Genomic DNA, 17,966 nt, shown 5'->3' with positions numbered 1-17,966 from the left:
TTTCGTTGGCTACTAAAAGCAACGATAAGTCGAGAAGCCCCCACTTCAAGGTTTTAAGTGGTGGGTAGTTCACTAGTAACTACAGCTAGAGGAGAATGGACATGGTCGCTGAACAGAAGACAGATTTATCCGGGACTTCGGGTTCCGGATCGAATAGACGCGGAGGGCGAATCCTCGTCGTAACCGCCGTTGCCGCCGAGCGGGAGGCCGTGCTGCGCGGGCTGCAGGACGCCGGCAGGTTCGATGTCCTGGCTGCGGGCGTGGGGCCGGCTGCCGCTGCGGCGGGCACGGCTGCGGCTCTGGCCTCCTCCGGGTACGGCCTGGTGATCAGCGCCGGAATCGGCGGCGGCTTCACCGGCCGGGCGGAGGTCGGCTCACTGGTCGTGGCGGACGAGATCGTCGCCGCCGACCTGGGAGCCGAGACGCCGGAAGGCTACCGCAGCGTGGACGAGCTGGGCTTCGGCGCTGCCCGCATCCCGGCCGATGCCGGCTTGGTGGCCCGGCTGGACGCGGCGCTGCGCGAAGCCGGCTTGGCGGTCGCGGTGGGCCCGGCCGTCACGGTCTCAACCGTGACAGGCACGGCCGAGACCGCCGCGCGGCTGGCTGCGCGGGTGCCCGGGGCGGCGGCCGAAGGCATGGAAGGCTTCGGCGTAGCGACAGCCGCCCGCCAGTTCGGCCTGCCGGTGTTGGAGCTCCGCGCGATCTCCAATCCGGTAGGGCCGCGGGACCGGGCCGCATGGCGGATCGGAGAAGCCTTGGACGCGCTGGCCGCCGCCGGCGCAGTACTGCAGGAGGTGCTGGAATGAAGATAGCTTTTTCCCCTTGTCCTAACGATACATTTGTTTTCCATGCTTGGGTGCACGGACTTATTCCGGGAGCGCCGAAGCTCGATGTCACCTATGCCGATATTGATGTGACCAACCATTTGGCGGTTGCCGCCAATGGGCCGGACGTGCTGAAAATCTCGTACGCCGCCCTGCCGTGGGTACTGAACGATTATGCCTTGCTGCCCTGCGGGGGAGCGCTGGGCCGAGGCTGCGGCCCGTTAGTGCTGACCGCCCCTTCTGCAGAGGGAGCGGAGGCTGCGGCATTGGCGGGCCGGCGGGTGGCGGTGCCGAGTGAGCGTTCCACGGCTTATCTGCTGTTTCGGCTGTGGGCGGCCCGCAACGTGCCCGGCGGCGTAGGCGAGATCGTGATTATGCCGTTTCACGAGATTATGCCGGCGGTGCGCGACGGCAAGATCGATGCCGGCCTGGTGATTCATGAGGCCCGTTTCACGTATCCGTCGTATGGATTAAATCTGCTGGCCGATCTCGGAGCGTGGTGGGAGGAGGATACCGGCCTGCCCATTCCGCTGGGAGCGATCATCGCCAAGCGCTCTCTGGACCTGGCTTCCATTGCCCGGTGGACGCGCGAGTCGGTGGAGTATGCCTGGGCGCACCCGGAGGCATCACAGAATTATGTCTTGAGCCATGCTCAAGAGATGGATCCCGAGGTTGCCAAGGCGCATATTGACTTATATGTGAACGAGTTCACCGCTGAGCTGGGCGAGGACGGGTATGCGGCAATCAACGCCCTCCTTGGCCGGGCTGCGGAAGAAGGGCTGGTACCGAAGACAGACCCGGCCGCTTTACGGTAAATGCCGACAGAGATTCGGCGCATCATATGCTTCAATGAAAGGCACTTGCGAGAGGTACAGGCAAGTGCCTTTTTTGCAAATATAAGAAGGTATAAGTTTCCAAAGGACGGCGATAGCCGTCTATCCCGGCGTCCTCGCTATTTTGTAAAAAAGAATGCAACTTTAAACGGGGATTGCAGGAAGAAAGCAAACCAGGATATTTTCGGCTGCAAAAAGCGGTTGAATAAGGACTACCCTTCAGAGGAATGGAATATATTAGATTAAAACTTTACAAAAATTGAGAAACCAGAGCCTTTCAGCCTCGTATTATTTAATACTATAAAGTATTATTTAAATTAAGAGGAATAATCTGACTCCCTCTCTTGACGGAATAGAAGGCGACGGGATCCGGAACATAGAGAGGCCTATGCATACGCGGCGCCGGTCAGAAGTTTCTAGAACTAATGCTAAGCAGAAGGAGAAGAGGATATGATTCATTGCCCTAACTGTTATCAACCGAACAAAGATGATCAAAAAATGTGTACCGAATGCGGGTACTTTCTAGAGGAGGAATCAGCCGCGGCCGCAGAGTTGACGGGCCGGGGAGAGAAAACGGCGGAAGGGAAGGATGCCCAGACCGCATCCGCTTCGTCCCGGGAGAAATGGGAGCCTTATGCGGAGAAGGGAAAGCTCGTGGCCAAGGGCTATTGGAGCTACGCGGCGGATAAGCTGAAATCCCCGTTGACCAACGGAGTGGCGGCTGCCCCGTCCCAATGGATTAACGGCTGGATTACGCTCGGTCTGTTCGTGTTATTCTTCAGCCTGTCGAATGTCGTTCAATTGCGAAGTTTGAAGATGGGGATTTTAAGCATCGGCACACAGGTTCCGGTGTTCAAGACGTTCATGGTCAGTTTCTTTCACATCTCGGTTCTGGTGCTTCTTACCGCAGGTATGCTGTGGGTGGCGGTTAAATATCTGATGAAGTTATCCAAGGGATTTACGGAAGTAATGTCCCGCTATAGCGCTCTGACCGTAGTACCCGTCGGATTGACGATTGTCTTCTTTCTCACGTCGCTGATCGGATTGAGATCGCTGGCTTTATTTTTGCTTGTATTTATTTTGTTGGGATGGATAGCTGCGGTCCTCGTTACTATTTACTCTTTCAACAAGGAATCTGAAGGAACCGGCGCCGATCCGTTATACAGCCTGTTTGCCGTTTTCTTTGTCCTGTGTTTCTATCTATGGGTCGCCGGGGATTCCCTGACGAAGTCCTTCCTGAGTCTTGTCGTCAAATTTTAAATAGAACTATAGCAATCCCCCGGTGCTTGAGCAGTGGCCGGGGGATTTTGGCGCGGATATGGCCTGCGCCTCACGAACCACGCTGATTGGCGGATGTTCAAATAGGAGTACACAGGCTTGTTTACCACATTGGAAAGTTTAAGTTGATTAAAGCATCATAGTGGATAAAATCAACAATTGGTATAAAAAGCTACCTATCATACCAAATGGGGCTCCCCGCAAATCTTTATCGAAGCAAGGCAAGAAGAGCGACCGCGTTTAGAGGAAGGTTTTAGACGCCGACTCCGTTGGAGTGCGGACGGACTAAGCTTCGAAGGCCACACGTCCACTTTGGGGGATTGACAGAACTCCGTTATTTCTTCAGCAGGACGACAATTAGGATGGCGATAATGACGAGGAGCAGCAGCGCTCCTCCCAGAATAGCTATTAACCCCCAATTAACAAACACCATGATCATCACCTCAATAGAGTTCAAATTCGATAAGAAGAAGTTAACTCCTGCATTATCTGCCATAACACTAAAACCTGTCAATATGTGGATAGACTATCCAATTGACCAGTTGGTCATTTCGAAAAGTGACAATCTTTTGAAAAAATATTATTCCCCTTTATTTCTCAGGGAATATGGAATAAATGTTTAGCGAATTGTTTTGACCAATGAGTCAGTAAATAGTACCATTAGAAAAGAAAAAGACACTAGCGAAGAGGGGAAATGAGAATGCTCGGAAGAAATTGGACCCGATCTAGTAGTATAGTCCTGCTGCTTGTTCTTGTCCTGATCGCTGCGGGATGCAGTGGGAATCCGACTGGAGGGAGCCAGGAAGCAGAGGAGAAACAGACTCCTGTCCAGGTAGAGACGGTTCGCGAGGGGGATATGGCACTTAATCTGGAAATAGCCGGTACAGTGCAAGCATCTCGCCAAGTTACCGTGGTGCCTAAAGTATCCGGGACGCTGGCGGAGCTGCATGTCAGCAAAGGACAAGCCGTCAAGCAGGGAGACCCCCTGGCCACTGTGGATAATCGTGATCTTGTAACGGCCCTGGAGCTGGAGAAAGCCGGGCTGGCCAATGCATTGAACCAGCTTGAGCTCGCTAAGTCGAGAGAGCGCCAAGGATTGGATGCTTCCAAAAATTCGCTGAGAGACGAAGTGGCGAAGGAGCAGGCGGCTGAAAACTTGCGGCAGGCACAATTGGCCGTCGAACAGGCGGAAATCGGAGTAAAGCAGGCTAATCTGCGGATTAAGCAGGCGGAGCAAAGATTATCCGACTCGGTCATTTATTCGCCTATCTCCGGTGAAGTGCTGTCCATTCAGAATGAAGTTGGAGAGCTCGTGGGACAATCTCCTCTCATGGTGATTGTGTCGCTGGATCCGATCAAGGTAGTGGCCAACGTCAGCCCGAAGCAGCTGCCGCTGTTCCAGCAAGGGCAAAATGTTGAACTGGCGTTAAACTCCGATAGCGGGCCGGTAACCGGAACGGTGGAATATGTGTCTCCCGCAGCCCTGGATTCCGGGCTGTTTACTGTAGAGGTTAAGGTAGGAAATGCGGACGGCAGCATCAAGCCGGGAATGACAACCAAGCTTCTGGTTCCGCAAACCCTTGCCGAGAATGTGCTCATCCTGCCTACATCCTCCATTCTGGAGGAGAATGGAAAGTCCTATGTATATGTTATCCGTGGGGACCAAGCGGTCAAACAGGAAGTACAGATAGTTCAATCGCAAACGAATGAAACAGCGGTACAGGGAGAAATCACCGCAGGGGAACGAGTCGTAACGAAAGGCCAGTTTACTTTGACAGATGGCAGCAAAGTGAAGGTGATGGGGGAGGGGGACGTTAATTGAAGCTTGTAGACGTATCGGTCAAACGTCCCGTCGGTGTCGTCATGGTCGTTCTGGCCATCCTGGCGCTCGGCTTCGTATCGCTTAAAAATTTGGCGGTCGATCTGTTTCCCAACATCAACTTGCCGATCGTCGTCGTAGCAACCAGTTATCAGGGCGCAGGCCCGCAAGAAGTGGAAAATTTGGTCAGCCGGCCGGTGGAATCCGCCGTCAGCTCCGTTCAGGGGGTCAACACCATTCAGTCGACCTCCCAGCCTAACTCCTCGTTGGTTGTGCTGATGTTCGATTCCGGCGTCAATCTGGATACGGCCGTTGCCGAAGTCCGGGAGAAGGTCGACCAGATGAAGAGCTTCTTGCCGGACAATGCGAATGATCCCTCCGTGCTGCGCTTCGACCCTCAACAAATTCCGGTTATGTCCATCGGCCTGAACGGGGATAAGCCGGAGGTGCTGCAGGATATCGCGGAGAACCAGATCGTTCCTATGCTGGAGCGGGTGAACGGGGTGGGCTCCGTGTCGGTGCAGGGAGGAAAGACCCGGGAAATCCAACTCGAGCTCAACCGCGCGGAGATGAAACGTTACGGAATCTCGAGCGGGCAGATTGTTCAGGCGCTTAGCGGCGAGAACCGCTCGGCGTCGGCCGGTGTCATTGCCAAGGGGGATAAGGATCTGCAGATAAGGGTCCAGGGAGAATATACGAGCCTTGACGATATTGCGAACACCTTGCTGATGCTTCCGCAAGGCGGATATATCCGGATATCGGATGTAGCCGAGATGAAGGATACTTACAAGGAGCAAAACTCGTTGACCAAGGTCAATGGAGAATCAGCCCTTGTCTTATCCGTACAGAAGCGTTCCAATGCCAATACCGTCAAGGTTGCGGACGGATTGAACAAGGCGATTGTGAAGATCAATCAGGAGCTTGGCGACCGGGCCAAATTGTCCGTCGTCATGGATACCTCGATTTTTATCAAAGAATCGATATCTTCGGTTATTAACAACATGATTTTAGGAGGGGCCATCTCGGTCTTCATCCTGCTGCTGTTCCTGCGAAGCCTGCGGGCGACGCTTGTTATCGGGATCTCTATTCCGATTGCGGTAATCTCCACATTTTCATTGATGTATTTCACCGGACAGACGGTCAATGTATTGTCCATGGGGGGATTGGCACTCGGGATCGGGATGATGGTCGACTGTTCGATTATTATTCTGGAAAATATTACGAGGCACCGCCGCAACGGTGCTACGTTAATCGAGGCGGCCAAGCAGGGAGCGTCCGAGCTGGGATCGGCGGTTATCGCATCCACTACTACCAGTCTGGTAGTTTTCCTGCCGATTGTCTTCGTTAAGGGAATCGCTTCGGACCTGTTTGTTCCGTTAGCCTTGACCGTTTCCTTCTCGCTGATCGCATCTCTGGTCGTTTCGTTGACTCTGGTTCCGATGCTGTCCTCGAAAATGCTCAAGCTCAAGACGCATGAGGAAGTTCGCAACGGCAATGGCGGCAAGCAGGTTGGAAAAGGATTGTTCAGCCGCTTTACTGCCTGGTTTGGCGGAATAATAAAGGTATATAAAAAGTTGCTTAAATGGGTGCTTTCCCATCGCAAAACGACCGTTACCCTGACGATCGTTATATTGGTAGGCAGCCTGGCCCTAGTTCCATTCATCGGTATGGAGTTCTTCCCTGCCTCGGATCAAGGACAGATCACGATCAATATTGAGACCGATACCGGATCGAACCTGCACGAAACCGAGAAGGCAGCGGACCAGGTGTCTGAAATGCTGAAGCCTTATGCGGATTTGATTGAAACCAATTATTTATCGATAGGCAGCGGGGGCGGCTTCGGCGGCTCGGGGACGAATACCGCGTCATTTAATATTCAACTGATACCCGCCAATGAACGAAGCATGACCACCAGTCAGATGATGGTAGAACTGCAGGAGAAGACGGCTTCAATTCCCGGCGCCGAGATCGTAGTAACCGAAGCATCGGCGGGACTGGGAACCGGCAACCCTGTGCAGATTCAGATTAACGGGCCGGATTACGCCGTTCTCTCCGAGCTGGCGGACCAAGTAGTCTGGACGATTTCCCAAATTGACGGCATTCATAATGCCCAGAGCTCGATCTCTGCAGGGCGTCCGGAAATCCAAGTGCACGTCAACCGCGAAGCGGCGGCTCAATACGGCTTGAGCTACCAGCAGGTGCTTCAGGAGGCGGAGACCGGCTTCAACGGCCGGGTGGCTACCCGCTATCGGGAAGACGGCTACGAGTATGATGTCCGAATTCTTCTGCCGGAGGGCGAACGGAAGACGATCAGCGACCTGGAAATGATGATGCTGCCTACGGCGACCGGACAGCTCATTCCGCTGTCCGCAGTGGCTGATTTGCAGCAGATCCAAGGACCTTCGGAAATCCAGCGGCAGAATCAGGAGCGCCAGGTTAATGTGACGAGCGATATCGTTGGCCGTGATCTTGGCGGAGTCATTACCGACATTAACGCAGCTCTAAGCGGTATGAATTTTCCGGAGGGCTACTCCTATTCTATGGGAGGTCAGGCGGAGGATATGATGGAATCGTTCCAGGATTTAGCTATGGCACTGGTGTTCTCTATCTTCCTTGTTTATATCGTCATGGCCGTCCAGTTCGAGTCGGTGCTTCATCCTCTGGTGATTATGTTTGCCATGCCGACCATGTTCGTAGGGGTTATGCTGGGGCTGTTCGTAACCGGTAAGCCGCTTAGCGTTCCGGCTTTGATAGGACTCATTATGTTGGCGGGGATTGTGGTCAACAACGCCATTGTGCTTATTGATTACATCAACGTGCTGCGCAGGCGGGGCGTGGATCGTACCGAAGCCATTATGCAGGCGGGTACGACTAGGCTGCGCCCGATTTGGATGACTACGCTGACCACCGTGCTCGCCATGATCCCGCTTGCTTTAGGAATCGGCGAGGGGGGCGAGTCTCAGGCTCCGCTGGCGGTTGTCATCATCTTCGGGCTGATGGTTTCCTCCTGCTTCACCCTGTTCCTGATCCCGGTCATGTACACTCTGTTTGACGATATGGCCGGCTGGTTCAAGCGACTCTTTCGCCGGAAGAAGAAGGATTCGACCATTGTCCCGACCGGGATCAACGGTTAAGCTTGAATGAGCAGGTTACGGATAGCCTGCGGAAAGGCCGCCCTGTGTAGAGGCGGTTGCAGAAGAAGCAGCTAGACCTGTAATAGCAGCTGCAGTAGAAACAAATGGAAGTAGCGTGTAAGAAGCCCTTGCGATGCAAGGGCTTCTTTATATAAGCGGACAATGGGCGAAGTGCTTTTAGTTCTGTCCATTTGAACGATTATTCATAACAAAAGCGGACCTTTCGTGCCATACATACGGCCGATTGTATGATTATTCGATTTATTATATAGAACGCATCGTTCGCATCAAGATCAGCTATGCTTGTCACTATGGAAAAACCACATCGATAAAAGCAGCGCCCATTTTTGGCTAGAGACGGTTGACTTTGGTTCAATTCAAAAATATAATATTCAGTAATTTAGTAAATCAGTAATTCAGTAAAATGAAATATTCGTTATCCTTATACTGGGTGAAACGAAATAATTTAAAACGAAAAGAGGTACACATATGAAAATACCAACTACACTAAAGCATAAACCCGTTGTCGTGTCGGAAAATTACGAGCAGATCGACGGACGGTATGCCCGAAATACGGATGCCAAGGGCCTGTCCCTGGGATTGGCCCAGTGGAATGACAGGGGCAACGTCGATATTTCGGCCAAAGTATGGAGATATACGGGGGAGAAATGGTCCAGACAGTCGGAGGAAATGCCGCTACATCGTGTGCTTGACCTATCCATTCTTATTTGCCGGACGATCGCGCATTTTCGCGAAGCTTACCGATATGAGCATTTGTACGATACGGAGAATCCGGTCATCGACCGGGTCGGCCTGCAGGGTGATGCCATGACGGTAGCGGTTTGCACGGACAACGAGAAAATCAACGAAGATATCAAGCTGTTCAATCAGGCTCTGAGTAACGACGATGAGATGATCGGGGAACGGCTGCGCACTTTATCGAGAATTTTGAAGGATATGGGGTATTAAGCAACCTATTTTAAGGAGAAAGCCATGAATATGGAAGAACAATTTATATTGTCTCCGGCCAGACAACTGACCGATGCGGAGAAAGAGCTCATTTGGAGAAGGCCGCCGTCTCATAAGGCAAGCGAGGAAGAACTGCGTATTTGCAGAGAAATAAAACGCAACTGGAACCGCGGAGAGATGAAGATTGCCAACATTTTGTTAGAGGGGGATGCCGGTTCCGGCAAGACGCAGCTTGCCAAAGCCTTATCGGCGCGCTTGGGCCTCCCGTATACGAAAGTGACCTGCTTTGCCGACATGGACAAAACCGATATCATCGGTGCCATTTTACCGGTTGTTTCCCGGGAGAGCCTGGAGAAGATGGAGCCGGAGGAGCAGAAGATACTGAAAGCTCTCTATGAAAGTGACGGTTTCCAAAGCGCGGCTGAAATATTGATGGATGTGCTGGGGGTTTCGCAGGAACAGGCTGCCTTGAGAATGAAAAAATTGCTGAAGCTGGCTGCGGAGAACACGGAGGGAGAAGCCGTGGAGTATCGTTTCTACCCTTCGGAAATAGTCAGGGCCTATCAGAAAGGATACATTCTGGAAATACAGGAACCGACCGTCATTCGGGATGCCGCGGTATTAATGGCGCTTAACTCGGCCTTGGAGCTGGATGGCAGCATCAATCTGCCTACGGAAATCATCCGCAGACATCCGGATTTCATAGCGGTCATTACCACCAACCGGAATTATGCGGGCTGCAGACCGCTTAACGAGGCTTTGCGCGACAGGATTCAGCATACGGAGAAGATGGATTTGCCGCCTAAAGAAGTCATGATGGAGCGTGCCGCTGCCAAAACCGGTTATCGCAATCGCGAGGTGCTGGACGTTCTGGCGGAAATTATTATCGTATTGGACAAAACGGCCCGGGCCAACGCCATCAAAGGGGTAGCGGGTATGCGCTCCTTTTTTTATTGGGCGGATGCGGTAGCTGCCGGTGCTTCTGCAAGAGAATCCTTATATCATAAAGTCATCTACAAAATTACTACCGATTCCGAAGAAATCCGGCTGTTGGAGGAAGCGCTGACGAGCCAAGGTTTGTTGGCCAGCCTGGAGGAAGTGGAGCTGGAAGTAAAAAAAAACGAAATGTTGAAGCAATAGAAATAAGGACAGAAGGAACAGCAGACGATGACGGTGCTGACCATGACAGCCAGGCGGAAGACGGAATTATTTTGAAAAAGGCCGCCGATAGTGACGATCGCAGCTCCGAAATTTCGCTGTCGGATGGGCCGACCTCTACGGAGAGGTCAGAGCTGGAAGAAGACGGCCCTCCGGTGTATCATCAGACCGATCATGACAGGACGACGGACGATGCAAAGCGTAAAAATCGGGAAATTCGAAAGAAACTGAATCAAGACGCAAGAAAGACCGTATCCGATTCTGTTCATAAAGGAATCCGGCTCATTGTACATCGTCCGGAATTCGATAGGGATCTTCAGCAGGAATACTTCCGTCTGAGCAAAGAGCTTATGCCTGTCGTGCGGGAAACGGCGCGTAAGGTAATGCCGCTGTTGGAGCATGAGGTCTCTTTGGAATTTGCGGGGAATCACTATTATGGCGGCAAATTTCAAGCGGACCGCACCGCTTATCGTGATTTCAGATATTTTGCGAAGAAGCTTCCTCCAACGGAATCGCCCTCCCTTGCGGTTGCTCTGCGAGTGGACGAATCCGCGTCGATGTCGGCCTTCGGAAGATTGGAGGCTGCCAAACGCGCCGTGCTTGCGGTATATGAATTTTGCCGGATTTGCCATATTCCTATATTGATATACGGCGATACGGCCGATATTTCCAAGCTGGAGCAAATGTCCGTATATGCCTATACCGATTTGGATCAGGTCGATGCCGATGACCGATTCAGGCTGATGGGGATTCGCGCCAGAAGCAATAATCGGGATGGCATGGCACTCCGAATCATTGCGGAGCGGTTAGCGGTCGCACCGCAGCAGACCAAGCTGTTGATCAGCATAAGTGACGGGCAGCCCAAGGCGATGGAGGATTATACCGGAAACTATGCGGCATTGGACATGCAGCAGACGATAGCCGAATATGAGCGGAAAGGGATTGCCTTCCTCGCCGCCGCCATCGGCCAGGATAAGGATGTCATAAGCCAAATCTATGGGCAGGAGAGGTTTTTGGATATTACAGATCTACAACAGTTTCCTGCGAAATTGGTTCGGATCATCGCCCGGTATTTGTAATTTTACGGAAGTCTGAAGGGTCAGAGGCCGGTGTACAATCCCTTAATACAGCGGTGTTGGCGGGCAGAATTTGAACGCATTAACAGGAAATAATAGGAATTGACAACGGGACAAGGTGTCCTGGCCAAGGGCACATGCAAGGCGAATGCAGGAGCCTGCTTCGACAAACGTTTTGAGAGGTCATAACTTATGTCTAAAACAATACTGATCGTGGAAGACGAACCTATTCTGCGGGAAATCGTGAAGGATTATTTGCTCGAGGATGGCTATGAAGTGCTGGAAGCGGACGATGGAAAACAGGCGCTGGCGTTATTCCAGGAGCATGAAGTGGACTTAATCATATTGGACATCATGCTGCCGGAATTGGACGGGTGGGCGGTATGCCGGCGCATTCGGAAGTCGTCGGACGTTCCGATTATTATGCTGACGGCCCGCTCGGACGAGGACGATACGCTGCTCGGCTTCGAGTTGGGCGCGGACGATTACGTCACCAAACCGTACAGCCCTCCCATTTTGCTGGCCCGGGCCAAACGGCTTCTTGAGAGCCGGCGGGTTGGAGCGCTGGAGAGCGATACTTTATCCGGCGGAGGGATTACGATTCATTTACCATCTCGCACCGTTACATTGGACGGGACGAACTGCAGCTTGACGCATACGGAATTTGAAATCCTGGCCTGCCTTATGAAGAACAAGGGGATGATCATCACCAGGGAGCAGTTAATTACCAAAGTGTGGGGATATGATTTCGTTGGCGACGATCGTACAGTCAACAGTCATATCCGCAATTTGCGCTCCAAGCTGGGGGAGCATGCCCGATGCATCGTCACCGTCGTCCGTTCGGGATATAAATTCGAGGATCAGCCATGAGAAGGGGCATCGTATTCAAGCTTTTTCTATTAACGACCGCATTATGCCTGTTCATTCTCGCGATTCTTTTTGTCGGGCAGACCGTATTCTTCAAGCAATTTTATGTGCATCAGAAGGTAGAGAAGGTGCAGGCGGCCCTTCAAGCTTACAAGCAGGACTACTTCAGTAGTGCAGGGGACCCGCAGGCCGTAGCCAAGCTGGAGCAGGACTTTTATCAAAGACATAACACCTGGGTCACGACATTGGACGCCATGGGCAATCTGAATTATTTCGGCGATTTTTATATGGAGGTTCGGGTGGAGCTTTCTGACGATGGCCTTTCCGGCCAAACGATGACCATCCCGCTTTACAGCGTCATGAATGTGGAGGATTTCAGTCAGGACAATCCGTTCCTCACTACATGGATTCAAGAGGGAGAGCGGATCGCTATAGAAGGCTTGCTGATGAACCATCAGCCGGTTCCGCAGCGCATGGCAAGGGAACCAGGCCGTCTGAGGGAGGAAGGCCGTCTGGAAAATCAGCAGATGGTAAACAAGGAATATGAGGTCGTCACCAGGTTTGAAGATAAGAACCGATATCGTGAACTGTACCCGTCGTTTCTTATCAAAGGAAAGATCATAAAAGTCCGCACTCCGGAAGGGGCGGGGGTGTCACGCTATACGAACCATCTATTTCTGGATCGGGTCAAAAGCTTTCAAGCGGATCTTCTGTTTGGAGATTATGATGGTGGCACGAATGAGAGCCAGATCATAGATTTTGAAGAAAACCAGGTAAATTACAAATTGTTCGTGGAGCAAATCGATGACCGGAACGGGAATCCCGCCTACCTGTTCGCGATGGTGTCGCTGCAGCCGGTGAGCGAAGCCGCGGATGTGATGCAGGATTACTATGTATACATCGTCATAACCACACTTCTGCTCGTGCTGCTCGCCTCCTTCTATTATTCCCGGCGGATTGCCCGTCCGCTGCTGCGTATCAACCGTACGGCGCAGAGAATGGCCGGCCTGGACTTCACCGAGAAAATTCCGGTAACGACCAAGGATGAGATCGGGGACTTGTCCCGCAATATTAACGAGCTGTCCGAACGGCTGCATTCCCATATAACCCGGCTGGAGCAGGACATTGAGAAAGAGAAGCAGCTGGAAAATACGCGGAAAGAGTTTATATCCGGAGTGTCGCATGAATTAAAAACTCCGTTAAGCGTCATTCAAAGCTGTCTGTCCGTTCTTAAGGACGGGGTTGCCAGCCATAAGCGGGATCATTATTTTGCGGCGATGGAAGATGAAGTGAGGAGAATGGATCTGCTCATCGGGGATATGCTGGAGCTGGCGAAATACGAATCGGGCACATACAAGATGAAGATGGATACGTTCCCTATCGATACACTTATAGAGCGGGTTTGTGCGAAATTCTCTTCGGACATGGAAAGCAAGTCATTGCATCTGTATACCCGTCTCGCCCCGGTCGAGGTTGTAGGCAATCAGCATCGGATCGAGCAGGTGCTGGTCAATTTCCTCACCAATGCTATCCGCTATACGCCGGAACAAGAATCGATCATCCTTTCGGCCGTCGAAGAGCAGGAGACCGTCCGGGTGAGTATCGAAAATAAAGGAACCCATATTCCGGCGGAGCAGCTGGAGAAGATATGGGACCGTTTCTATCGCGGCGATAGTTCCCGCCAACGGAAGGCCGGAGGAACCGGACTCGGATTGGCGATTTCCAGGAAGATTTTGGAGCTGCACGGGGTGCGGTACGGCGTCACCAATACAGCGGAAGGCGTAATGTTTTATTTCCATCTGAATAAAAAAGTGTAGGCGGGCTATCTCCACTCTCCAAAGTAGCCTGTGGTTGACCACCGTCATGCGCCGCCAAACACCGCGCTGGGAGTCTCGCGTGCGGTACGGAAAGATCCAACCACTGAGTAACGGCCTGCACGAAATGTTCCACCATGAGCAAGGGCCTCGAGGACGTCAAGGACGTCAAAGGATAAGTTCGGCCCTCTTCTCCTGCATGTTCGGCACAAAGACGAGCAAAAATACATTAAAATCCGGCCGTTTTTCACTAAAAGCGCGAAAGACGATCAAATGTGCAGGTCTTTTTGGCAAAATGGGCCGATTTCGCAAAAATCCTTCCAAAGACCTGCATTATTGCTTTAGAATCAGGCATGTCGCGGCATTTCTCTCAAAAGACCTGCAGTTTCGCTTTAGAATCAGGTACGTGGCAGCCCTTTTTCCAAAAAAGCTCCGGACTATCCTCCATGACCATCTTTTACACTATCTAGGGGGGAATTGGAGCTGTCCCGAAGAATATCGTATAAAACGAGTACCTCCCGAAACGTACGAAAGAACGACCTCCCATTCCATTGCAAAGGCGGATGGTGAGGTCCTTTTTTCTCGCAAAAAATCGGCGCTGAGCGGGGCTGGAAATTCGCAACGGCTATTTTGGGACGGCCTTTTTTTGTATTTTTCACAGCTTGAAATCACTTCATAGCTTCTTCCACCTCTCCTTAAACTACTCGCTATCCGCCACTGGAGCAGATTTCGAATCAAAATGTGGAGCTTCTTTCCACATTTTATATGCCGATTCCATTCCTGGCCAATAGAGCTGTCTTCCTGACTGCACCTCAGAGGCATTGGCCTAGCGTTATACCGCCAGGCATGGGCTAAATGGATTTCCGAGGCTGTCGATTTAATGTGGACACATTTTATTAATTACAAAATCGCCTCTAAATCGCCCTCTTATACGGATTTTTAATGCAGGTAAATCTCTTGTCGAAAAGAAAATCGATCTGAGGGCATTTGAGAAGCAAGTTAGAAAACTGTCCACAGTTAATAGACAGCCTCGTTTTTCCAGTTATTTCACTTCCTATCTTCCAATCCATTCATTTTACCTACATAAAATACAGCTAGATCCCTTCTCTCAGAGAAAAATGGCGACTAAGCGAGGACACGGGGTTATTTTTTTGTCTTTAAACTACTTTTATATCATCTGCACCTTATCTTTATCTCTCTCTATTATTCTATTTTGCGAGGAGGGCACGTGACCATAAAAGCCGTCTTGAGCGAGACCGCGGTGCAGAAGTCTTACGGACGCCCAACTATCCGCCTGAATTTCGGGAGCAAGTTCATCGCATGTAAGGTTAACGGAAGGGGGGGAGACCGATGAAGCGAAGGAGACCGTACTTAAAATGGCTTGCGGCCGCCATTCTTATTTTTGCCGTGTACAAGCTTTATGACGGCGAAATCCGCGCGAGCGAGAGCGGGGCTGCGAATATCGACGATGCCCCGGTATATAAAGTGGTCATTGACCCGGGACACGGGGGCAAGGACCGGGGAGCTACCGGCGTCAGCGGCAAAGACGAGAAGGATTTTACGCTGCAGCTATCACAGAAGGTGAAGGAACTGGCGCAGCAAGAACCGCGAATCGAGGTCTATTTGACCCGAACCGATGACCGATTTCTTTCTTCCATAGATCGGGCTAGACCCGAATTTGCCAATCAGATCGGTGCGGACTTATTTATATCCATTCATGGCAACACGTATACCGATCCCGATGTTTCGGGTACGGAAACTTATTATTACCGCAAAGAATCGCTTAAGCTGGCTAAAATCATACACAAGCATGTGGCTGGGGCGACCGGATTTCGCGACCGCGGGGTGAAGAAAGAGGACTTTTTCGTTGTGAAAGATACGAAGATGCCGGCGGTGCTGCTGGAAGTCGGTTATGTCACGAATCCGCAGGACGAGGCTCAGATGTTTACGGACGATTTTCAATATCGGATTGCCGCCTCCATTCTGGACGGGATGAAGGAATATTTAAAAATAAACTAAGAACGGGAGAGGAACATACATGAACATGAACATGACCATGAATATGACCAAAAAAAGAATGATCACCCTGCTGATCGGAATCGTCGCAATCTCGTTGGCGGCGTGCGGGAACCCGGAAGGCGGGCAGAAGCCCGGGGCTGTGACTCAACAAAAAGGGGCAAACCCCGCAGCTTCAGAACAAGCGTCATACGCAACCCTGTTTCAAAAGAGCGTATTTCTGGGGGATTCGATTACGGAAGGGCTGTCGTTCCACGATGTGCTGGATGAGGCGAATGTACTTGCTGGTGCCGGGAAAACCGCCCAGTTCGCGCTCGAAGATATCGACGATTTGGTTAAGCGCCGGCCGAAACATATCTTTATTCAATTGGGATCGGACGATATCCTGTGGCCTACCGACAATCCGAAGGAATACTCTCTGATGCACTACGCCCAATTGGTCGACACGATCAAGGAAAAGCTGCCGGACGCCGCCATAACGATTCTATCGGTTACTCCGGTAACAGAGGAAGCGGAGAAAGAGGAGCCCCGTTATCGCAATATCGCGGATTACAATCAGGGGTTGAAGGAACTGGCCGCCAAGGAACAAGTCGGATTTGTCGATTTGGCATCCATCATTGCAGACCATCCCAACCTGTACGATGCGGACGGCATTCATTTTAAAGCCGGGTTCTATCCGTTAGTGCTGGATTTGCTGAAGGATCAAGTGAAGTAACATGCCGAACGGGTCTATAAACGGAGGTGACGGAAATTGGTCTTTAGCAGCCTGATTTTTCTGTTCCTCTTTCTGCCGGTAACCATTCTTGTTTACTACTTATCGCCAAAGAAGCTGAGAAATTCCGTCTTGCTAGTTGCAAGCCTAGTCTTCTATGCATGGGGCGAGCCGCTGTATATCTTGATCATGATTTTCTCGACCCTGTTCGACTATGCGAACGGGCTGCTAATCGAAAGATATAGACATCGTCAGCCGGTGGCCAAAGCGGTTCTCATCGGCTCTATCGCCGGCAGTTTGGGCATTCTCGGTTTTTTCAAATATGCCGGGTTTGTTGTGGACAATCTCAATCAGCTATTCCATCTCCAGATTCAGGCGGCGGAGCTACCGCTGCCGATCGGCATATCCTTCTATACGTTCCAAACGATGTCCTACGTGGTGGATGTATACCGGAACAAAGTGCCCGTGCAGAGAAATATGATCTCCTTCGGCGCTTACGTGACGATGTTCCCGCAGCTCGTAGCGGGCCCGATTGTCAAATATGGCGATATCGCGGGGCAGTTGGCTTCCCGAACGATGACGCTGGACCGGTTCGGCGAAGGGGCGGAATGGTTCATCCGGGGACTGGCCAAGAAAGTGCTGCTGGCCAACAATATCGGATTGCTGTGGGCGAGCGTGAAGGCGACGCCGATGGGAGAGCTGAGCGTTCTTTCCGCCTGGCTTGGCATCATCGCTTTTACCCTGCAGATCTATTTCGATTTTAGCGGGTATTCGGATATGGCGCGGGGGCTGGGTAAAATGTTCGGGTTCGATTTTATGGAAAACTTCAATTATCCCTATATCTCCAAAAGCATTACGGAGTTTTGGCGCAGGTGGCATATTTCGTTGGGCTCCTGGTTCCGGGAGTACGTCTATATCCCGCTCGGCGGCAATCGATCAGGTCTTCCCAAACAGCTTCGCAATCTGTTGGCGGTATGGTTTTTAACCGGTCTATGGCATGGGGCGAGCTGGAATTTTATTATATGGGGCTTGTACTTCGGTTTCTTCGTGACGGTCGAGAAGCTGTTTCTGCTGAAATGGCTGCAGCGCTGCCCCGGCTTTGTGGGACATGTCTACACGCTTCTGATCGTCATCATCGGATGGGTATTCTTCGAATTCGACAATCTGACATTCGCTGGGCAGTTCATCGGAACGATGTTCGGATACGGGGCGCACGGATTTGCGGATCATCAAGCCCTTTATGATCTGTCGGCCAATTTCATCCTGTTGACCGTGCTGGCGTTATGCGCGACGCCGCTTCCCCGGAGAGTGTTATCTTCCCTTAGAGAAAAAGGAAACATGGCGGGTGCAATCGCTGTCCCGGTTATTTATTTCCTATTTATGTTTCTATCTACGGCTTATTTGGTCAATGAAACCTACAATCCATTCCTATACTTTCGATTTTGAAGGAGGCGGCGGCTCTGAAC

14 protein-coding genes are annotated in these 17,966 nt (G+C 51.6%); 13 read left to right on the top strand and 1 reads right to left on the bottom strand.

The window, feature by feature from the left end:
- The first annotated feature begins 101 nt into the window (after positions 1 to 101).
- From ACTHRH_RS08865 to ACTHRH_RS08855, 3 genes are all read left to right on the top strand, one after another.
- Positions 102 to 806, top strand: a complete 705-nt coding sequence (locus ACTHRH_RS08865) for a futalosine hydrolase (protein WP_440415111.1) — start codon at positions 102 to 104, stop codon at positions 804 to 806.
- Positions 803 to 1,639 (top strand): 1,4-dihydroxy-6-naphthoate synthase, encoded by an 837-nt coding sequence (locus tag ACTHRH_RS08860; protein ID WP_440415109.1) that lies wholly within the window; start codon positions 803 to 805, stop codon positions 1,637 to 1,639. The genes ACTHRH_RS08865 and ACTHRH_RS08860 overlap by 4 nt, the downstream gene beginning before the upstream one ends.
- Positions 1,640 to 2,107: 468 nt before the next feature.
- Positions 2,108 to 2,917 (top strand): hypothetical protein, encoded by an 810-nt coding sequence (locus ACTHRH_RS08855; protein ID WP_440415108.1) that lies wholly within the window; start codon positions 2,108 to 2,110, stop codon positions 2,915 to 2,917.
- Positions 2,918 to 3,269: 352 nt separating this feature from the next.
- On the opposite strand, the gene ACTHRH_RS08850 is transcribed toward ACTHRH_RS08855, so the two are convergent.
- Complete coding sequence (locus tag ACTHRH_RS08850; protein ID WP_186328300.1) at positions 3,270 to 3,431, bottom strand: hypothetical protein; 162 nt, start codon at positions 3,429 to 3,431, stop codon at positions 3,270 to 3,272.
- Between the two features lie 204 nt (positions 3,432 to 3,635).
- Between ACTHRH_RS08850 and ACTHRH_RS08845 the strand changes: the two genes are divergently transcribed.
- The 10 genes from ACTHRH_RS08845 (at position 3,636) to ACTHRH_RS08800 (ending at position 17,946) form a co-directional block, all read left to right on the top strand.
- Complete coding sequence (locus tag ACTHRH_RS08845; RefSeq protein ID WP_186328299.1) at positions 3,636 to 4,757, top strand: efflux RND transporter periplasmic adaptor subunit; 1,122 nt, start codon at positions 3,636 to 3,638, stop codon at positions 4,755 to 4,757.
- Positions 4,754 to 7,888: an efflux RND transporter permease subunit gene (locus ACTHRH_RS08840; RefSeq protein WP_379286723.1), complete on the top strand. Its 3,135-nt coding sequence runs from the start codon at positions 4,754 to 4,756 to the stop codon at positions 7,886 to 7,888. Before ACTHRH_RS08845 ends, ACTHRH_RS08840 begins: the two co-directional genes overlap by 4 nt.
- Before the next feature lie 489 nt (positions 7,889 to 8,377).
- Positions 8,378 to 8,857, top strand: a complete 480-nt coding sequence (locus ACTHRH_RS08835; RefSeq protein WP_144935102.1) for a DUF6530 family protein — start codon at positions 8,378 to 8,380, stop codon at positions 8,855 to 8,857.
- Between the two features lie 24 nt (positions 8,858 to 8,881).
- Positions 8,882 to 9,997, top strand: a complete 1,116-nt coding sequence (locus ACTHRH_RS08830) for an AAA family ATPase (protein WP_440415104.1) — start codon at positions 8,882 to 8,884, stop codon at positions 9,995 to 9,997.
- Positions 9,998 to 10,068: 71 nt separating this feature from the next.
- Positions 10,069 to 11,094 carry a vWA domain-containing protein gene (locus ACTHRH_RS08825; RefSeq protein WP_440415102.1) on the top strand — a complete coding sequence of 342 codons (1,026 nt, stop codon included), beginning with the start codon at positions 10,069 to 10,071 and terminating at the stop codon, positions 11,092 to 11,094.
- A 189-nt stretch (positions 11,095 to 11,283) separates the two neighbouring features.
- A complete protein-coding gene (locus ACTHRH_RS08820; protein ID WP_440415100.1) occupies positions 11,284 to 11,961 on the top strand; it encodes a response regulator transcription factor in 678 nt (225 codons plus the stop codon).
- Complete coding sequence (locus ACTHRH_RS08815) at positions 11,958 to 13,775, top strand: sensor histidine kinase (protein ID WP_440415098.1); 1,818 nt, start codon at positions 11,958 to 11,960, stop codon at positions 13,773 to 13,775. The genes ACTHRH_RS08820 and ACTHRH_RS08815 overlap by 4 nt, the downstream gene beginning before the upstream one ends.
- Before the next feature lie 1,347 nt (positions 13,776 to 15,122).
- On the top strand, positions 15,123 to 15,791 hold the full coding sequence (locus tag ACTHRH_RS08810) for an N-acetylmuramoyl-L-alanine amidase family protein (protein WP_144935086.1): 669 nt from the start codon (positions 15,123 to 15,125) through the stop codon (positions 15,789 to 15,791).
- Between the two features lie 37 nt (positions 15,792 to 15,828).
- Complete coding sequence (locus ACTHRH_RS08805) at positions 15,829 to 16,503, top strand: GDSL-type esterase/lipase family protein (protein ID WP_440415148.1); 675 nt, start codon at positions 15,829 to 15,831, stop codon at positions 16,501 to 16,503.
- Between the two features lie 36 nt (positions 16,504 to 16,539).
- A complete protein-coding gene (locus ACTHRH_RS08800) occupies positions 16,540 to 17,946 on the top strand; it encodes an MBOAT family O-acyltransferase (RefSeq protein ID WP_440415096.1) in 1,407 nt (468 codons plus the stop codon).
- The last annotated feature ends 20 nt before the right edge of the window (positions 17,947 to 17,966 follow it).

Origin of the sequence: Paenibacillus sp. SAFN-117 (assembly GCF_051966115.1) — a bacterium.
In the GTDB taxonomy this organism is placed as follows: Bacteria; Bacillota; Bacilli; order Paenibacillales; family NBRC-103111; genus Paenibacillus_L; species Paenibacillus_L residui.
The sequence above is the reverse complement of the archived record's forward strand: the minus strand, read 5'-3'. Positions and strand labels throughout refer to the sequence as shown.